The organism is Maribacter zhoushanensis (genome assembly GCF_029350975.1).
Lineage (GTDB): Bacteria > Bacteroidota > Bacteroidia > Flavobacteriales > Flavobacteriaceae > Maribacter > Maribacter zhoushanensis.
In genome coordinates, this window is sequence record NZ_JARKMR010000001.1 from 360976 (window position 1) to 379094 (window position 18119).

Sequence of the window (18119 nt, forward strand, 5' to 3'; positions counted from 1 at the left end):
ATTGTTAGTTTGTTGGCTTAAATATAAGAATACTTTAAATAATTAGTGCTTTCTGTTTAAGATGTTAAATGTGTGTCATTTTAAAAATTCATGATATCGGTCTGTTTTGGTATAGCTATAAATACCCTCGCTAAATGAGAAAAGAATATTGAAATACTGCAAGTATTTTCAATTCAATAATAATGTAGGTTTAGAAATGCTAATAAAATCTTAAAATGAACATTTGCATAACAAAATGTTTAATTTTAGTGAAGACTAATATCAAACTATCAAAATGAAAAAGCACCTTACCAATGCTGGCATACTCATGCTGGCATGTTTTCTATTACCATTATCGTTATTATCTCAAAGAAGAAATAAATCGCAAAGTACTGCACCAACGTATCCAGAAGAGTTATATTCTAGTTTGGATTATAGATTAGTTGGTCCGTTTCGTGGTGGTCGTTCCGCTGCAGTTACCGGTGTACCGGGCGAGCCTAATCTCTTTTACTTTGGCGCTGCAGGTGGCGGAGTTTGGAAAACCTTGGATGGCGGTCGTACCTGGGATAATATTTCAGATGGATATTTTGGTGGAAGTATCGGTGCCGTTGAGGTAGCTAAAAGTGATCCAAACGTTATATATGTAGGTGGTGGTGAAAAGACACTTAGAGGTAACGTTTCTTCAGGATATGGAGTTTGGAAAACAGAAGATGGTGGAAAAACATGGGCTACTGCAGGATTAGAAAAAAGTAGGCACGTACCAAGACTTCGTGTGCATCCTACAGATTATAATACAGTATATGCAGCGGTTCTTGGCGATATCTATAAGCCGACTAAAGACCGTGGAATTTATAAAAGTACAGATGGTGGTAAAAATTGGAAACAGGTGCTGTTTGTTAACGAACAAGCTGGTGCGGTAGATTTGACCTTTGACCCTAACAATCCTAGAATATTATATGCCTCTACGTGGCATGCACAACGAACGCCTTATAGTTTAATTAGTGGTGGAGATGGTTCTGCGCTTTGGAAAAGTATGGACAGTGGTGAAACCTGGACAGAGATTTCTAAAAATGAAGGATTCCCAACAGATACTTTAGGTATTATTGGTGTAGCTGTTTCGCCTAAAAATTCAGAAAAGGTTTGGGCAATTGTAGAAAATAAGGACAAAGGTGGTTTATACCGTTCAGAAGATGGCGGTAAAACATGGTCTGTTGTAAATGAGGAACGTAAAATACGTCAACGTGCATGGTATTACACAAGAGTGTATGCAGATACACAAGATGAAGATGTGGTTTATGTACTAAATGTAAATTACCATAAATCTACCGATGGTGGAAAATCGTTTAATACATTCAATGCTCCCCATGGTGATCATCATGACTTATGGATATCACCTGAAGACTCTCAACGTATGATCATTGGTGATGATGGTGGTGCACAAATTTCTTATGATGGTGGTGAAACGTGGAGTACCTATTACAATCAGCCTACGGCACAGTTTTATCGTGTAACCACAGATAACTCCTTTCCGTATAGAATTTATGTAGCACAACAAGATAATTCAACATTACGTATTGATTATAGAAGTGACGGGCGTACTATTGATGATAGCAATTGGGAGACCACGGCAGGCGGGGAATCTGCTTGGATAGCAGTTGACCCTAAAAATAACGATATAGTTTACGGTGGTAGTTATGACGGATTCCTTACTCGTAAGAATCATGAAACAGGATCTGTTAGAGGTATAAACGTTTGGCCAGACAACCCAATGGGTGCTGGTGCAGAAGCAATGAAATATCGTTTTCAATGGAATTTCCCTATTCTATTCAGTAGACATAACCCAAAGAAGTTATACACCTTTTCTAATTACGTACACGTAACAGAAAATGAAGGTCAGAGCTGGAAGGTTTTAAGTGGCGACCTAACTAGAAACGACCCAACGAAATTAGGTTCTAGTGGAGGACCGATAACACAAGATAATACGAGTGTAGAATACTACTGTACCATTTTCACGGCAAACGAGAGTCCGTTGAAAGAAGGCATTCTTTGGGTAGGTAGTGATGACGGATTAATTCATGTTTCTAAAGATTCTGGTGCTACTTGGGACAATGTTACGCCTTCGAACATGCCAGAGTGGAATATGATAAACAGCATAGAACCATCAAATTTTGATGAGGGTACGTGTTATGTTGCCGCTACAAGATATAAGCTGGGCGACTTTCAACCCTACTTATATAAAACGACCGATTACGGTAAAACGTGGACAAAAATAACGAACGGTATTCCTTCTGAACATTTTACAAGAGTGGTTCGTGAAGACCCTAAAAAGAAAGGATTGTTATATGCAGGTACAGAAACTGGAATGTATATTTCATTTAATGACGGTGCTAGTTGGTCTCCTTTTCAAATGAACTTACCAATTGTTCCTATTACAGATCTAACCATAAAAGATGATAATTTAATTGTAGCGACCCAAGGTCGTAGTCTTTGGATAATAGATGACTTAACGGTTTTACATCAGTTAGATGAAAACAAGAAAAATACGAATACCATTTTATTTAAACCAAAAGATTCATACCGTACAAAAGGCGGGGTGTCTAAAAAACCTTCTAAAACATCTGGGGAGAATTTAGAGAATGGTGTAATCACGCATTTTTTACTAAAGAACTATTCAGAAAAAGATACTGTTCAGTTGACGTATACAAGTATGACTGGTGATACCTTGGCATTGTATAAAAATCATTTGAAGAAAGGCGGGTTGCTGAGCGGAGTTGTAGCGAAGAAGTTAACAGTAAAAAAAGGTGGTAATACTTTTGTTTGGGATACGCGTGGTAAAGGGGCTACGAAATTGAAAGGAATGATTTTCTGGTGGGCTAATTTTGATGGTGCGAAAGCTGTACCTGGAGATTATAAGGTACACTTAAATGTGAACGGAACTAATAGCAGTGAAACGTTTACCATTTTACCAGATCCAAGAGCAGAAAGCTCAGTAGCAGAAATGCAAAAGCAATTCGATTTTATTACCGATATCAATACGACAATCGAGAATGCACATCAATCTATAAAGAAAATTAGAAATGTTACCAAGCAACTGAATTCGTTTACAGAGCAATATAAAGATGATGATCGCACTAAAGATTTGGTAGAGAAAGCCAAGGCAATGAAAGATAAGTTAAGCGAGGTTGAAAAAGCGTTATACCAAACTCAAAATAGAAGTAATCAAGATCCTTTAAATTTCCCTATTAAGTTGACCAATAAATTGGGTCATTTAAATAGCTTGGTCTCTATTGGTGATTTCCCGCCAACGGAGCAAGATATTGCTGTAAAAAATGAACTTACAGCTAAAATTAATAAAGAGCTTCAGATATTTGATAGTGTAATATCATCTGAACTTAAAGAATTCAACAAAGGTTTCAATGAGCTGAATTTGAATTACTTGTTCATTGATGAAAGTAAGTAACACTAAATTTTGTCATTTCGAGTGAATTTTTGAAGTATGAAAAAATTAGTATCGAGAAACTTTTTGTATTCCAAATAGTTCTCGATACAATTTTTCTTTACGTTTTACTCCAAGAAAAACCACTCGAACTGACATTATAAACACTTAAACAACAGCCAAACAACTCAATAATGAAAAAACAATTACTCTTTTTTATGGTGGTATTAGCAACCACCATAACTTTTGCCCAGAATGCCAATGATTATTTTCAACCTTTAAAATTTAGAAATATCGGTCCGTTTAGAGGTGGGCGTTCGGTAACTGCTACGGGGGTTGTCGGTGATCCTATGACCTATTATATGGGTACTACCGGTGGTGGTGTTTGGAAAACGGAATCTGCAGGGCAGCGTTGGGAAAATATTTCTGATGGGTATTTTGAATTAGGGTCTGTTGGTGCGGTTTCCGTATCGGCATCTAACCCTAATATTGTATATGTGGGTATGGGAGAACATGCACCACGTGGTGTAATGACATCTTACGGTGACGGTGTGTATAAATCTACAGATGCCGGTAAAACTTGGAAGAAAATGGGTCTTGAAAAAACCCAACATATTTCACGCATTATCATTCACCCTACAAATCCTGATATAGTTTATGTTGCAGCGCAAGGAGCCCTTTTTGAGGGTAATGTTGAACGTGGTATTTATAAATCTATTGACGGTGGTAAGACGTGGAAGAATACCTTATTTGTAAACAATTTAACGGGAGCTTCTGAACTTTCTATGGATGCTAGCTATCCTGAGATTATGTATGCCGCTATGTGGGAACATCAACGTAAACCCAATATAGTAATTAGTGGTGGTGAGGGTAGTGGATTGTACAAGTCTACCGATGCCGGAGAAACTTGGAAAAAAATACATAAAGGTCTTCCTGAGGAAAAAGGAAAAATGGCAATAGCTGTGAGTCCGTCAAATTCAAAGAAAGTATATGCTTTAATAGAAAGTGATTCAGATGCAGATAAAGGTGGTTTGTTCGTTTCTAATAATGCGGGCGAATCCTGGACTATGGTCAGTGGTGATAACAGGTTGGTACAGCGTGCTTGGTATTATATTGAGGTTTTTGTAGATCCCAATGATGAAGACACGGTGTATGTGTTAAGTGCCCCGGCACTACGTTCTGAAGATGGAGGAAAAACATGGGAAACACTTTCAGGAACTCATGGAGATTATCATAACCTATGGATAAATCCAGATAATTCTAAGAATATGGTAATTGCGAATGATGGTGGGGCTGCCGTTTCTTTTGATTATGCAAAAACTTGGTCTACTCAAGATAATATGCCTACAGCTCAATTTTATCGTATAAGTGTAGATAATTTGTTTCCTTATAATATTTATGGTGGTCAGCAAGATAATAGGTCTGTTAAAATAGCTAGTTTGTCTACTGGTAACAGTGGTATTACTACAAGAGATTGGACTGATTCTGCGGGTGGTGAGAGTGCCTTTTTAGCCTTTGATCCAGACAACCCAAGGTATGTTATGGGTGGTCAATATTTGGGTACTGTCGAGGTAATGGACATGGAGTCTAAAGCGGCAACACAAATTATGCAAGCGCCAATTCAATATTTAGGTCGTGAGGCTAGAGATATGAGGTATTTGTTTAATTGGAACGCACCAATAATAGCTTCTACCCATGAATTAGGTACTTTTTATCATGGGGCGCAATATGTCTTTAGAACGCGCGATATGGGTCTTACTTGGGATAAAATTTCTGATGATCTTACACGTGATATCGATGCTAAACAAGGTAACGGTGGTGGTCCGTATACCAATGAAGCCGTTGGTGCAGAAAACTATGGTACGCTGGCGTATATACTAGAATCTCCACATGAAAAAGGATATATCTGGACAGGTAGTGACGACGGACTGGTACATTTAACCAAAAATGGAGGAGAAACATGGGAAAATGTAACCCCTAAAGGGTTAAAGGAATGTTTAATCAATGCCATAGAGGTTTCTCCGCATGACCCGGCAACAGCTTACATTGCTACAACAAGATATAAATTCAATGATTATACGCCAGGTTTTTATAAGACAACAGATTATGGAAAAACTTGGACTGCTATAAACTCTGGTATTCCATATGGTGCTTTTACGCGTGTACTTCGTGAAGATGGGTTTAAAAAAGATTTGCTTTACGCAGGTACGGAAAAAGGAATCTATGCATCATGGAACGGTGGTAAATCTTGGGAGCCTTTTCAATTGAATTTACCAAATACACCTATTACAGATTTAAAAATGCACAAAGGTGATATGGTAGTGGCTACTTCTGGTCGCTCTTTCTGGATTTTGGATGATGTTGTTGCTCTTGGGCAATATCAGCCTTCTAAAAAAGGACTTCAGATTTTAAAACCTAAAGATGCCTATAATGGTTCTTGGAGAAGTCCGTTAAGTGGTAATTTAGATTCATTTACAGGTAGTGATGTATTTAATGGTGTTAATCCGGCTAATGGGGTGGTATTATATTATGAACTCCCAAAATTGGCAGATAGTACAGCTATTACATTAGAAATTTCAGATGCCAATGGTAAAGTGGTCAGAACAATAAGTTCAGAAAAAGATCCTACATACATACCACATAATGGAGGTGGTGCGCCACCAGCACCTGTTTTAAGTAAAAAAGAAGGCTTGAACCGTTTTGTTTGGGATATGAAACACCCCATTATGCCAGGTATACCAGGGGTGTATATAGAAGCAGGATTTAGTGGTCATAAAGCTTCTCCTGGCACGTATACTTTTAAATTAAAGGTCGATGGGCAAACAGTTTCTACTACAGGTGCTATCAATGAAGTGCCTACCTACGAAACAAAACCTGGTCAGTACAAAGAGTTTGATGATTTTATGACGACTGCAGAAGCAGAGTTGACAGAAATGCATACTATGATCAACGAGTTGTATGCCGCACAAAAAGATTTAAAAGAGATTTTGAAAAAGGTGGAAGACCCTACGGTTAAAACGGCTGGCGAAAAATTATTGGCAGATATGAAAGCATGGGACGCTGACATGGTACAGCGTAAATCTCAAGCATATGATGATGTTGAGAATTTTCCAAATAAATTTTCTGCAGAATATATATTTATGATCAATCAGACGAATAGTAGTATTCCAAGATTGAACAAAGCAAGTAAAGATCGTAAGGCCGAGTTAGATGTACAATGGACCGGTTTAAAAGCTAGAGGTAATCAATTAAAAAACACGGCAATTCCCGCCTATAATAAAACCTTGTGGGAAGCTGGAGTTGGTGCCATAAGATTATAAATTAAGTTCTATCTGCTTTTGCTAACTTTGAACTTGTTTAAAACTAGAGTTGAGGAAAAAGAGAACTGAGAAATAAGTGCTGCACTTGAACTAGTCTCTTTCTCCTAAACTTGAGTTTGAGTTTTGAATTTGCACTTGAACTTGTATTTTGAACTTGTTTTTATAAGCTTTATGACAGAATATTACAACTATATAAAATCCCTGCATCTCATTTTCGTAATTACGTGGTTTGCAGGGCTTTTTTATATTCCTAGGTTATTTATCTATCACATTGAAGCAAATTTAAAACCATCACCGGACAAAGAAATTCTCTCTAAGCAATTAAAGTTGATGACCAAACGCTTGTGGTATATTATTACTTGGCCATCGGCTGTATTGGCTGTGCTTTTTGCTGTCTGGTTACTTATTATTTACCCTGGTTGGTTATCGCAACCTTGGATGCACATAAAACTAGGTTTCGTATTGTTACTGATATTGTATCATCTTAAAAACCATCAAATATTTAAGAAGTTTCAAAAAGATGATATTCAATACACCTCTAAATTTATGCGTATTTGGAATGAAGGTGCAACCTTAATTCTATTTGCTGTAGTGTTTTTGGTGATTTTAAAGAGTGCCTTTAATTGGATATTCGGGGTAGTGGGTATTATTGTTTTAGGAATACTGTTAATGTTGGGAATAAGACTATACAAAAGAATCAGAAATAAGAATCCTGAGGCATAGTTTTTTTATCAGGTTATTAAATTATGGGGTCATAGAAACCTTTACTTTTTTTGCAGCAATTTTAGCCTTTGGTAGCACCAGTTTAAAAGTAGCTCCTTTGCCTTTACCTTCAGATTCTGCTATGATGGTACCACCATGTGATATTGCTATTTTTTTAACCATATATAAGCCTAAACCTGTTCCTTTTGTATTATTGTGAAATCTTTCAAAAGGTGTAAATAGCTTATTTAACGCTCGCTCATCCATACCCAAGCCATTATCTTTTACTAAAAAGATATTCTGATTGCCATCTTCTTCAAAATCAACAACAATTTTAGGGTTAGGTTGATCTCCCATATATTTAATTGCATTATCTAAGAAATTACCAAAAACCTGTATTATTCTATTGCGATCTCCAAATATGTTTGGAAGGTTTTCAGCTATAGAAAGCTCTATGTTTTTATTTTTTAGCTGACCTTTAATAAGGTTTCTAGATAGTTCTAGTATTTCATTTGTACGTAATAGCTCATTCTTATTTTCTATTTTGCCTAACCTAGCAATTTCGGTAATATCAGATATTAATTCGTTCATGTTGTTGCATGAAACGTTAATAAGGTTCAAATACTCGGCTATATCTGGGTGTTCTTTTAAATCCATTTCTAATGGTATTAGACTGGCCAACCCTTTAATGTTGCCTAACGGACTTTTTAAATCATGAGATACTGCAAACGTAAAACGTTGTATTTCTTCATTTTTAGATTGTAAATTATCTGCAGCTTCAATAAGCTTAGTTTTTTGTAATTGTAGTTCTTTTGTACGTTCTGCTACATTTAACTCTAAACTTTTTTGATTCTTTTTTATATTTCTAAGTTTAATGTGATGTGCCAAGTAAAATAAAAGCAGCACTAATAAAATCATTAAACTTTTAAACCACCAAGTTTGCCAATAAGGTGGTGTAACCGTTATATGAAGATCTATTTCATTATCTACCCAAACTCCATCTGAATTGGTAGATTTCATTTTTAATACGTATTCGCCGGGGTTAAGATTGGTATAGGTTGCACTGGGGTTATTACCTACATAGTTCCAATCTTTTTCAAATCCTTCTAAATAGAAAGCATAATTTACACTCTCTTGATGTCTAAATGTAAGTGCTTTAAAATCTATATTAATTACAGATTGATCGTAGTTGAAAGTTAATGATTCTACTTGGCTAATGTCTTTTTTCAGCACTCCAAAATCATCATTAGGTAATACGGGATGATTGAAAATTTTAAGGTCAGATACAAATAATGTTAATTTGTCCGTTCTTTTTTTAACATCGTTAGCAGTAAATATATTAAAACCATTGATGCCTCCAAAAACGTATTCTCCTTTTGAGGTGGTCAAAGATGAACTAGCTATAAACTCTTTGGATTGTAGACCATCGCCAACATCATAATTAATGGTGTTGCCTGTAGTGGTATGGTATCGTATAATACCATTTTCGGTACTAAGCCATAAGTGTTTATTATTATCGCTGATAATGCCTTTAATAGCATCGTTCTTTAGCCCGTCCTCTTTTGTAATAGATAGAAAAGAATCTGTTTCTGGTAGGTATTTATGAAGACCTCCTTGGGTTCCTACCCAAATAGTATTCTCGTTATCTTGTATTATGGAATTAACAAACCTATTGCTTAAGGAGTTTTTTGTATGATAATGTACACTTTCCCAAGAATTGTCTTTTTCCGTAAGTTTAAATAAACCTGAATTTAATGTACCCACCCAAATTTGACCATCTTTATCTTCAAAAATTTGGTACAGTAAATTTATGTTGGTTCCGTCTAAATCTGACGTAAGCGTTATGTCTTGGTGTGTATTTGTAGCTGGGTCATACACTTGTACTCCTGAAAAATAATTGACAACCCATATTCTACCGTTCTGATCTTTTAGTAAGTCAATTACTATATTAGATTTTAAAAATGAGTTTTCAGATGTCAATACCTTGAAGTTTTTGGTATTGGTATTAAAAACAGCTATGCCGTGGGTCCATGTTCCTGCCCAAATTTCATCTTCCTTAGTCTGTAAAATAGTAAGGATTACGTTACTGTTGAAAGTTTTGTCTTTTAAAGAGTAATTTTCAAATACGTCTAATGATCGATCCCAGTAATCTATACCGCCACCGTCTGTACCTATCCATAAGTTTCCTTTTTGGTCTTCAACAAAACAGTTTACTAGTTTGTTACTTAATGATTTAGAATTGAAAGGATTAGAGTTAATATGATTAAACTTATAATACTGCTTGTCATATATATTAAGACCACTTTTATATGGTGCGATCCACATAGTCCCATCACGTGTACATAATATTGCCCAAATTGAATCTCCTGAGAGAGAATTAGGTCTTGTAACACTATATTCTATATGCCTTATAAATTCTAGATCTTTAGAATAGATATGAAGACCATTGTTTTCTGTTCCTATCCATAACTCGCCATCTAAATTTTTCTCTAATGAGCGTATGCCAAAACCAGGACTAACCTCTGTTACTTTTTTCAACGAAGTTGATGTGCCGTCTATTGATAATTTAAAAAGAGCACCTCTACCTGAGCCCAAAATAAAAGAATCTTCTTCAAAATTGATACCTGAAATCATTTCTTCGGTTTCACGAACCGGACTTAAAATTTGAAGATCATGATTTAAAATAAGTGTGTTATATGTAAATACTACTAAAATACGCTCGTCATCTAAAAGTTCAATTTTTAAAACTTTATTTAGACGTGGGTTTTCTAAAGTTACAAGCTCTTTTGGAGGTAAGAAATGTTGAACCTTACCTGTTTTTATATCGTATTTGTAGAAGCCACTAGACTCTGCTCCTAACCAAAGAATGCCATCTTTTTTTACTACTATTTCAAAGACTACATTTTTAATGGCGATACCTTCATTTTTAAAAGGGTATGGGGTAATAACATTTAGACTACGATCATACAGATTTAAGCCTTCATTTGTGCCTATTATTATGTTATCTCCATCTTCATAAAGGGATACAATGTATTCATGGTTTAGCCCTGTTTTGCCATCTGTACTTTTATTATAAATTTCAAAATCTTTGCCATCGTATCTGTTTAAGCCATTACGGGTACCTATCCACAAGAAACCGAAACGATCCTCTAGTAGTTCTGTAGCCGTACTTTGAGACATGCCGTCTTGAATATGTTGAAAAGTCAGTGTTTCGGCGTTTTGCGACTGAACTTCACATAAAGAAAATATTACAACAATTAAAGTAATAAACTTGTAAAAATGTTTAGATGTCATGCAAGACCTTTGAAATTGTACTTAATTTTAACGCTTATAAATGTAAGAAATTACTTTCATTTATCATTTTTTTTGATAATAGTACTTTAATATATGTTGAAGTTCTCAACTATAATATTTTTTGTATCCTCTAAATAGAAAGAAAGTTACTTTAAAATCTTGTTCAAGATATTCCGGAGTCTATTTCAATTTCATTTTTTTTGTTTGATTAGGGTATTTCATATTTTTTGGTTCAATATTTGCTAACTTTAAACGAAATACCAGAAGCTTGTTAACTAGAGTATCCTTACGGTCACGTATTTTCTTATCAATGATATTTTTGGTGCTCATTGCATCGGTATTGATAGCCGGTGTTACGGTATACCAATATCGTGAACAGTCTAAAGATTACCATGAGAACAGAATGGAACGCAAAGAGGAGCAAATACGCCAAAGTATTGACCTTGCCATACAGAAAACAACCTATCCTGTTACTACAGAAAACCTTGATTTAATATTTAAAAATGAAATTTATGAAATTGCCGTGGTGCAAAACATGAATTTCAATATCTACAGTTTAGATGGAGAACTTATTAAAAGTTCACGTCCAAAATTTGCTAACGACTCTATTTCTATGTGTTTAGATCCAGAGGTGTTGAATAAATTGGAAATCAGTCCAGATAAAAGATATATCCGTGAGAATGCCTTAGCAGGAGATAAATATCAAGCTTCATTTACTTACATAGCAGATCAAAAGTTTAAACCTATAGGTATACTTAATTTACCTTACTTTGAAGACAACTCTTTTAATGACTATGAATTGAAAGAGTTTTTATTTCGTTTGTCAGGTGTGTACCTGCTTATGCTGCTTATGGCAATCGCCTTTGCTTTTTTTATCTCCAAATACATTACCCGATCGTTGGAAACCATTTCTACTATGATGGGTAAAACCAATTTAAGCAAACAGAACAAGAAGATTTATATTGACAACCCCGGTGAGGAAATAGAAAAGTTAATTGCCGCTTATAACGGTATGATAGATGAACTAGGACAGAGTGCGGTGAAATTGGCTCGTAGTGAACGTGAACAGGCTTGGAGAGAGATGGCAAAACAGGTGGCGCATGAGATTAAAAACCCACTGACACCAATGCGATTAACGGTACAGAGCTTTGAACGTAAGTTTGATCCCGAAGATCCGCAAATTCATGAAAAACTAAGAGAATACTCAGATACGTTAATTCAGCAAATAGATACCATGAGCAGCATTGCATCTGCTTTTTCTAATTTTGCCGAGATGCCGGCACAACAAAACGAAACACTCAATGTTGTTAAAATTGTTAAACTCGCCTTAGATATTTTTAATGAGGATTATATTCATTTCATTGCAGAAGAAGAGGAAATTATTGCGAAATTAGATCGTACCCAGTTAATACGTGTGGTTACTAATTTGGTTAAAAATGCTATACAAGCAGTGCCAGATGTTGAATCTCCTAGAGTATTGGTAAGTGTTGCGACTGAGGATAATATGGTTAAAATATCTGTGGCAGATAACGGTCATGGTATTGAAAAGGATAATGAAGAAAAAATATTTGAACCTAAATTCACCACCAAAACAAGTGGCATGGGCTTAGGCTTGGGTATGGTTAAAAATATTGTGGAAACCTACAAGGGCACTATTAAGTTCACTTCTCATCTTGGCAAGGGTACGGTATTCTGTGTTAAGTTTCCTAAAGAAAATGTATAATTCAACAAATCAACAACAATGTCATACGAAACTTTACTAATTGAGAAAGAAGATACTACTGCAATTGTAACTATTAATCGACCTAATAAATTAAATGCCTTAAACAAGCAAACTATTGGCGAATTACATGATGCTTTTAAAGATTTAAAAAAAGATAAAGGTGTAAAGGCCATTATCTTAACAGGTAGTGGTGAAAAGGCATTTGTTGCCGGTGCGGATATTTCAGAATTTTCAGATTTTAGCGAGAAAGAAGGAAAAAAATTAGCGGCAAAGGGTCAGAAACAGTTGTTTGATTTTGTTGAAGATTTATCTAAACCTGTAATTGCAGCGGTCAACGGGTTTGCCTTAGGTGGCGGATTGGAATTGGCAATGGCATGTCATTTTAGAGTAGCAAGTGACAATGCTAAAATGGGCTTGCCCGAAGTATCTTTAGGTGTTATACCTGGTTACGGTGGTACACAACGTTTGCCACAGTTAGTAGGTAAAGGCAGAGCTATGGAAATGATCATGACGGCAGGTATGATTACTGCAGAGCAAGCCAACGCTTATGGCTTGGTAAACCATGTTACTACACAAGAAGAACTATTGCCACTGTGCCATAAAATTATTTCTAGAATAACCAATAATTCATCTGTAGCCATTTCACATGCAATAAAAGCAGTAAATGCTGGTTTTAAGAATACTGTAAATGGTTATGAGCAGGAAATTGAAGCTTTTGGTGCCTGTTTTGGAACAGACGATTTTACCGAAGGTACCACTGCATTTTTAGAGAAAAGAAAAGCAGAGTTTCCAGGTTCATGACATAAACCAAACTGGTTATGTTAAAACGTAGCGCTTTCTTATTCTTATTAGTTATCAATGTTCTAAGCACTTTTGCTCAAGAAGAACTGGTTTCTTATACCATTGGTGAAAAATTTCACGATAAATATAGATATTCTAATATGCTTGCCATTGCAGATGATGGTAATGAAGGTACTGTTGTAGTACGTGCCTATTATACAGGAATTGTTTTAAGACCTAAAGGCTATTTTATTGAACATTACAATAAAGATTTAGAGCTTGTTTCAGAATATAATTATAAACTTAAAAATGCCAATTTTATAGATGCTTATGTACGTAACGGGCAAGTTTATTTGTTGTTTTTAGAGTATAACTATAATTCTAGAAGTTATCAGTATGAAGTGCATAGAAGTCCATTTTCTCAATTTCAGTTTACAAAAGAAACACTACTATCTATAGCGTCTGACCCTGTAGAACAGCCTTTAGATAGAAATTTTTACAACAGAAACTTCTCTTCTGGTTTTACTACCTCTATTTTATTTAATGATGATAAGTCGGCATTTGCCATTACTACGCATTATAAGAAGAGAAAAGTAGATCAACATCATATTCATGTGTTCGATGCCGGACTTAATAAACTAATGGAGCATGATTTTTCTGATGAAGTAGAAGAAAAGAATTATGCCTTTGAAAATATCGTTTTTTCTAAAGATTTACAGAATGTTTATTTAGTAGGTAAAGCATATTTTAAAAAGAAACGTTTTAATGCTACAGAGCGAAAGTTTCAGTATGAAATGGTTAGAATTTCTAAAAGTGGTAGAAACGTACAATCATTCTATACGCCTGGTAAATTTCCAGAATCCCTGAAACCTATTTTTAAAGGAAATGAACTTTTATGTATTGGTTTTTACGCAGATCGAAAGGATAATCGATATAACGGTATTTCTTATTTTAATTTAGATTCAAAATCTTTAGAATTGAAAGCGGAAAAATTTAATCCATTCTCTGAGCAGTTTATGATGGATAAGTTTGGACGAGAAGAGGATAAATCTATTAAAAATTTGGTTTTCAAAGGCATGGATATTACCAAAGAGGGAAATATTCTATTTAATGCTGAAGAATATTTTACCAGTAAAAGTGTACAGTCTAATTCTAGTGGTGGTCGTGTAATGGTAACAAGATATCATCATAATGATATTATTAGTGCCAAGTTGAGCGCTACGGGAGATTTAGTTTGGGCACGAAATATCAATAAAACAGAGGTTACACAAGGCGATGGGGCATATGCGTCATACAGTGCTTATACTAAAAACAATACTACATACTTTTTTATTAGTACATCTTCAGAAAATCCGCAACAGTTAAGTGAGGACCGTATTATGTTTAAACAAGGATTAAGCAGAAATAGAAATGTCTTTTTAATTCGTTTGGATGAAAACGGACATATGAAATACAACAAGGTTATTGACGATACCGAAGCGCGACTACCTTTAATGGTATCTGCACCTTACATAGATAGACTGAATGATGAATTAATGTTCTATGCAAAAAGGGGAACAAAAAAGCAATTGGTTCAAGTAGGTGTTAAATAAAATTATTGTTAGGATATATTCCATAATTTTGGATTAAATCCTAATAATGAAATCTAACACTTCTTTAAAAGGTAGAGGTGCCCAACAAAATACCAGCAATAAATTTTCCGCCTATAGCTACGAAACACGAGACGATTTTCTTGAGTTTTGCCGTTTAGAAGGGGAAGTCGCCGATAAGAATAAAACGCAATACCTACCTATTTTTCCGAAAACGATAGTTAATAAAGTAACTAGTCCAGATGTTGGTATGAGTTACTCTATGAACATGTACCAAGGTTGTGAACACGGCTGCATTTATTGCTATGCCAGAAATGCTCATGAATTTTGGGGCTATAGTGCAGGGTTGGACTTTGAACGGAAAATTCTGATAAAACAAGACGCTCCAAAACTACTGGAAGCAAAATTAAAAAGTAAAAGTTGGAAAGCTTGTACCATAGTCATGTCTGGCAATACAGATTGTTATCAGCCTGCAGAAAAAGAATATGAACTAACTAGAAGATGTCTAGAGGTATTCTTAAAATATAAACATCCGGTAGGTATTATAACCAAGAATGCCCTAATATTACGTGATTTAGATATTTTGAAGGAACTCAATGATTATGGATTGATAGGCATTAATATTTCGGTTACTTCCTTATCTGAAGAAACAAGAAGAATATTAGAGCCAAGAACTACTACTATTAAAAAACGACTGCAAGCTATACGTGTTCTGTCTGAAAATGGTATTCCAGTAAATGCTATGTTGGCACCCATTATTCCAGGAATAAACAGTCATGAGATTTTGAATTTAGCTAAAGCGGTTTCAGAAAATGGTGCTGTTTCAATGGCATTTACTGTGGTTCGATTAAATGGAGCAATCGGTGAAATATTTACAGATTGGATTCGTAAAACCTTACCCAACAAAGCAGAAAAAGTATTAAATCAAATACAAGAATGTCACGGTGGCAGCTTAAATGACAGTAGATTTGGGGTACGTAGTAGAGGAGATGGTAAAATAGCAACTCAAATTCATGATATGGTTCGGTTAGCTAAGCGAACCTATTTTAAAGATAAATCTTTTCCAAAGCTAAATACTAGTTTACACGAATCTCATAAGAACGGACAGTTGAAACTATTCTAGGTTCAGTCTATTTTACGTGGGTGTATAGATTGCCCCACTAACTTCCAATCACCATCTATTTTTTCTAGAATACGTATTTCATAAGTGTAATTGGTAATGCCGTCAGCAGTGGTAGATTCTTCATCGTGACTTACCCAAGCATGGTTTTCGGCAATATTCATTTTGTAATTAGAATTTTTAGAAGTTCCGCCCTGACCAATTATATTTTCTGGAGGATTGATCATCATTATTGGTGGTACATCAATACTATTTCCATCTGCAGTAGAAACAAATATTCTACTATATGGCCGTATAGACCAACAAGATGCATGAGCCTCTATATCACCTGCTCGCCAGGTTGCAGATTCTTTCTCTAAAAGAGAAATAATGGCTTCTTCATCGGTTTGTGAGTAACCAATTGTTATGGTTGTAAGCAGTAGTAAGAAAAGTGTTTTCATGAGATATTTGTATTGGTTATTAAAAATAGGATAATTATACGTGTTTGTTAAATCATATACCTAACTGCATGAAAAAGAGGTGAATATTTTAAATAAGTCAAAAATATATGGTTTTAAATTAGCAGATGAAATTTAAAAAGCGTGCAATAGTCATGCGTAAAATTTTTCTTTGAAAAGTTTTGTTAAAATAAAATCCAAATGGTAATTCTAAGCGTAGATAGGGGGAAATAAATATTAGAACTATTTATGAAAACCAAGAACACTACCAAAGAGAATATGAAAACTTTAAAAAATACTACCAAAAAATCAGAGAAAAAGCCTTTTTTCTCAAGAATGAAACATTTAATTGAAAATGCCAATGCATGGGGCGTTTTTGTAATGGGTAGCACTTTTGTGCTAATGTTTGGTTCAGCTTACTTAGCATACATTTTACAAAATGATTTTACTCAATTACATCTAGAGAGAAGAAGCACCATGATTGGGTTTATATTCATGATTGTAGCGGCTGCTTTTTTTGTGTTTAAATTGAGTTTCTTTATTTACACTTTTATAAGATTTTTAAAATATAAAGCAATACCATCTGTTTCTGATGAAGAATTGCCAACCGTTACGGTAATTGTACCTGCATACAATGAAGGCAAACAAGTATGGGCAACTTTAAAGAGTTTGGCTGAAAGTGATTATCCAGAAGATAAAATTCAATTGTTAGCTATAGATGATGGTAGTAAAGATGATACTTGGACCTGGATGCAAGAGGCCAAAAAAGAATTAGGAGATAGAGTTTCTATTTGTCAACAACCTAAGAATATGGGTAAACGTCATGCTTTATATAGAGGTTTCAACGAAGGTACTGGTGAAATTTTTGTTACCGTAGATAGTGATTCTATTGTAGACAAGGATACGCTAAGAAATTTAGTTAGTCCGTTTATCGTTGATGAAAACTGTGGAGCTGTAGCTGGTAATATTCGTGTTCTTAATAATGAGAAAGAGATTTTACCTAAAATGCTTGACGTAAGTTTTGCGCTTAGTTTTGAGTTTGTACGTTCTTCTGAAAGTACATTGAATTCAGTATTGTGTACACCAGGTGCTTTAGCAGCTTATAGAGCAACTGCTGTATTTGGTTGTTTAGATGAGTGGATCAATCAAACGTTCATGGGGCAGGCTTCAGATATAGGTGAGGACAGAGCTATGACGAATATGATTTTAAAGCAAGGTTTCCACGTATTGTTTCAGAGAAATGCATTTGCTTATACTAATGTTCCTGAAAAGTATAAAGGACTTTATAAAATGTTCATTAGATGGGGTAGAAGTAATGTACGTGAGAACATTCAAATGTCTAAATACGTTTTTACAAACTTTAGAAAAGGACCAAAAACCGGTACTAGACTATTGTTCTTTAGCCAATTCTCAAGAATTGTTTTATGCTACCCATTTGTATTGTTCATGTTGGTATTTGTACTTACACACCCGCTACTATTCTTAAGTTCTACTTTTGTAAGTATATTGGTGTTATCTACTTTTCCAGTATTGTTCTATGCTAAAAGATACTCTTTGTCAGAGTCTGTTTGGGCATACTCTTACAGTGTACTTTTTACGTTCGGTCTTTTCTGGATTACACCTTATGCCATAGCTACGGCAAGTAGAAGTGGTTGGTTGACAAGAGAGTTGCCACAGAAATAATATAACTTATTTTATTATATACAAAAAGGGTCTTAACGTAAGTTAAGACCCTTTTT

Annotated in this window: 10 protein-coding genes; 8 read left to right on the forward strand and 2 right to left on the reverse strand. The window is 35.0% G+C overall.

The genetic code is table 11. From position 1 onward, the window contains the following. Nucleotides 1-307: 307 nt before the first annotated feature. From PXD56_RS01595 to PXD56_RS01605, 3 genes are all read left to right on the forward strand, one after another. Nucleotides 308-3439: a WD40/YVTN/BNR-like repeat-containing protein gene (locus tag PXD56_RS01595; RefSeq protein ID WP_420828440.1), complete on the forward strand. Its 3132-nt coding sequence runs from the start codon at nucleotides 308-310 to the stop codon at nucleotides 3437-3439. Between the two features lie 170 nt (nucleotides 3440-3609). Beyond that, nucleotides 3610-6735 (forward strand): VPS10 domain-containing protein, encoded by a 3126-nt coding sequence (locus PXD56_RS01600; protein ID WP_276491609.1) that lies wholly within the window; start codon nucleotides 3610-3612, stop codon nucleotides 6733-6735. 171 nt (nucleotides 6736-6906) lie between these two features. After that, nucleotides 6907-7458 (forward strand): CopD family protein, encoded by a 552-nt coding sequence (locus PXD56_RS01605; RefSeq protein ID WP_276491610.1) that lies wholly within the window; start codon nucleotides 6907-6909, stop codon nucleotides 7456-7458. A 21-nt stretch (nucleotides 7459-7479) separates the two neighbouring features. Here the strand turns inward: PXD56_RS01605 and PXD56_RS01610 are convergent, their stop codons facing one another. Further along, nucleotides 7480-10731: a sensor histidine kinase gene (locus PXD56_RS01610; protein ID WP_276491611.1), complete on the reverse strand. Its 3252-nt coding sequence runs from the start codon at nucleotides 10729-10731 to the stop codon at nucleotides 7480-7482. A gap of 310 nt (nucleotides 10732-11041) precedes the next feature. Here PXD56_RS01610 and PXD56_RS01615 point away from each other — a divergent pair, with 310 nt between their 5' ends. Genes PXD56_RS01615 through PXD56_RS01630 form a run of 4 tightly spaced genes read left to right on the forward strand, consistent with a single transcriptional unit; the run spans nucleotide 11042 to nucleotide 15946 of the window. After that, nucleotides 11042-12454 (forward strand): ATP-binding protein, encoded by a 1413-nt coding sequence (locus PXD56_RS01615; protein WP_276492503.1) that lies wholly within the window; start codon nucleotides 11042-11044, stop codon nucleotides 12452-12454. A gap of 18 nt (nucleotides 12455-12472) precedes the next feature. Further along, nucleotides 12473-13255, forward strand: coding sequence for an enoyl-CoA hydratase/isomerase family protein (locus tag PXD56_RS01620; RefSeq protein WP_276491612.1), 783 nt, complete (start codon nucleotides 12473-12475; stop codon nucleotides 13253-13255). Between the two features lie 17 nt (nucleotides 13256-13272). After that, on the forward strand, nucleotides 13273-14826 hold the full coding sequence (locus tag PXD56_RS01625; RefSeq protein WP_276491613.1) for a hypothetical protein: 1554 nt from the start codon (nucleotides 13273-13275) through the stop codon (nucleotides 14824-14826). 46 nt (nucleotides 14827-14872) lie between these two features. Then, on the forward strand, nucleotides 14873-15946 hold the full coding sequence (locus PXD56_RS01630; RefSeq protein WP_276491614.1) for a PA0069 family radical SAM protein: 1074 nt from the start codon (nucleotides 14873-14875) through the stop codon (nucleotides 15944-15946). Between the two features lie 2 nt (nucleotides 15947-15948). Here PXD56_RS01630 and PXD56_RS01635 read toward each other — a convergent pair whose 3' ends face one another. Then, nucleotides 15949-16383, reverse strand: a complete 435-nt coding sequence (locus PXD56_RS01635) for an endo-arabinase (protein ID WP_276491615.1) — start codon at nucleotides 16381-16383, stop codon at nucleotides 15949-15951. Nucleotides 16384-16629: 246 nt separating this feature from the next. Between PXD56_RS01635 and PXD56_RS01640 the strand changes: the two genes are divergently transcribed. Next, on the forward strand, nucleotides 16630-18063 hold the full coding sequence (locus tag PXD56_RS01640; protein ID WP_276491616.1) for a glycosyltransferase family 2 protein: 1434 nt from the start codon (nucleotides 16630-16632) through the stop codon (nucleotides 18061-18063). The last annotated feature ends 56 nt before the right edge of the window (nucleotides 18064-18119 follow it).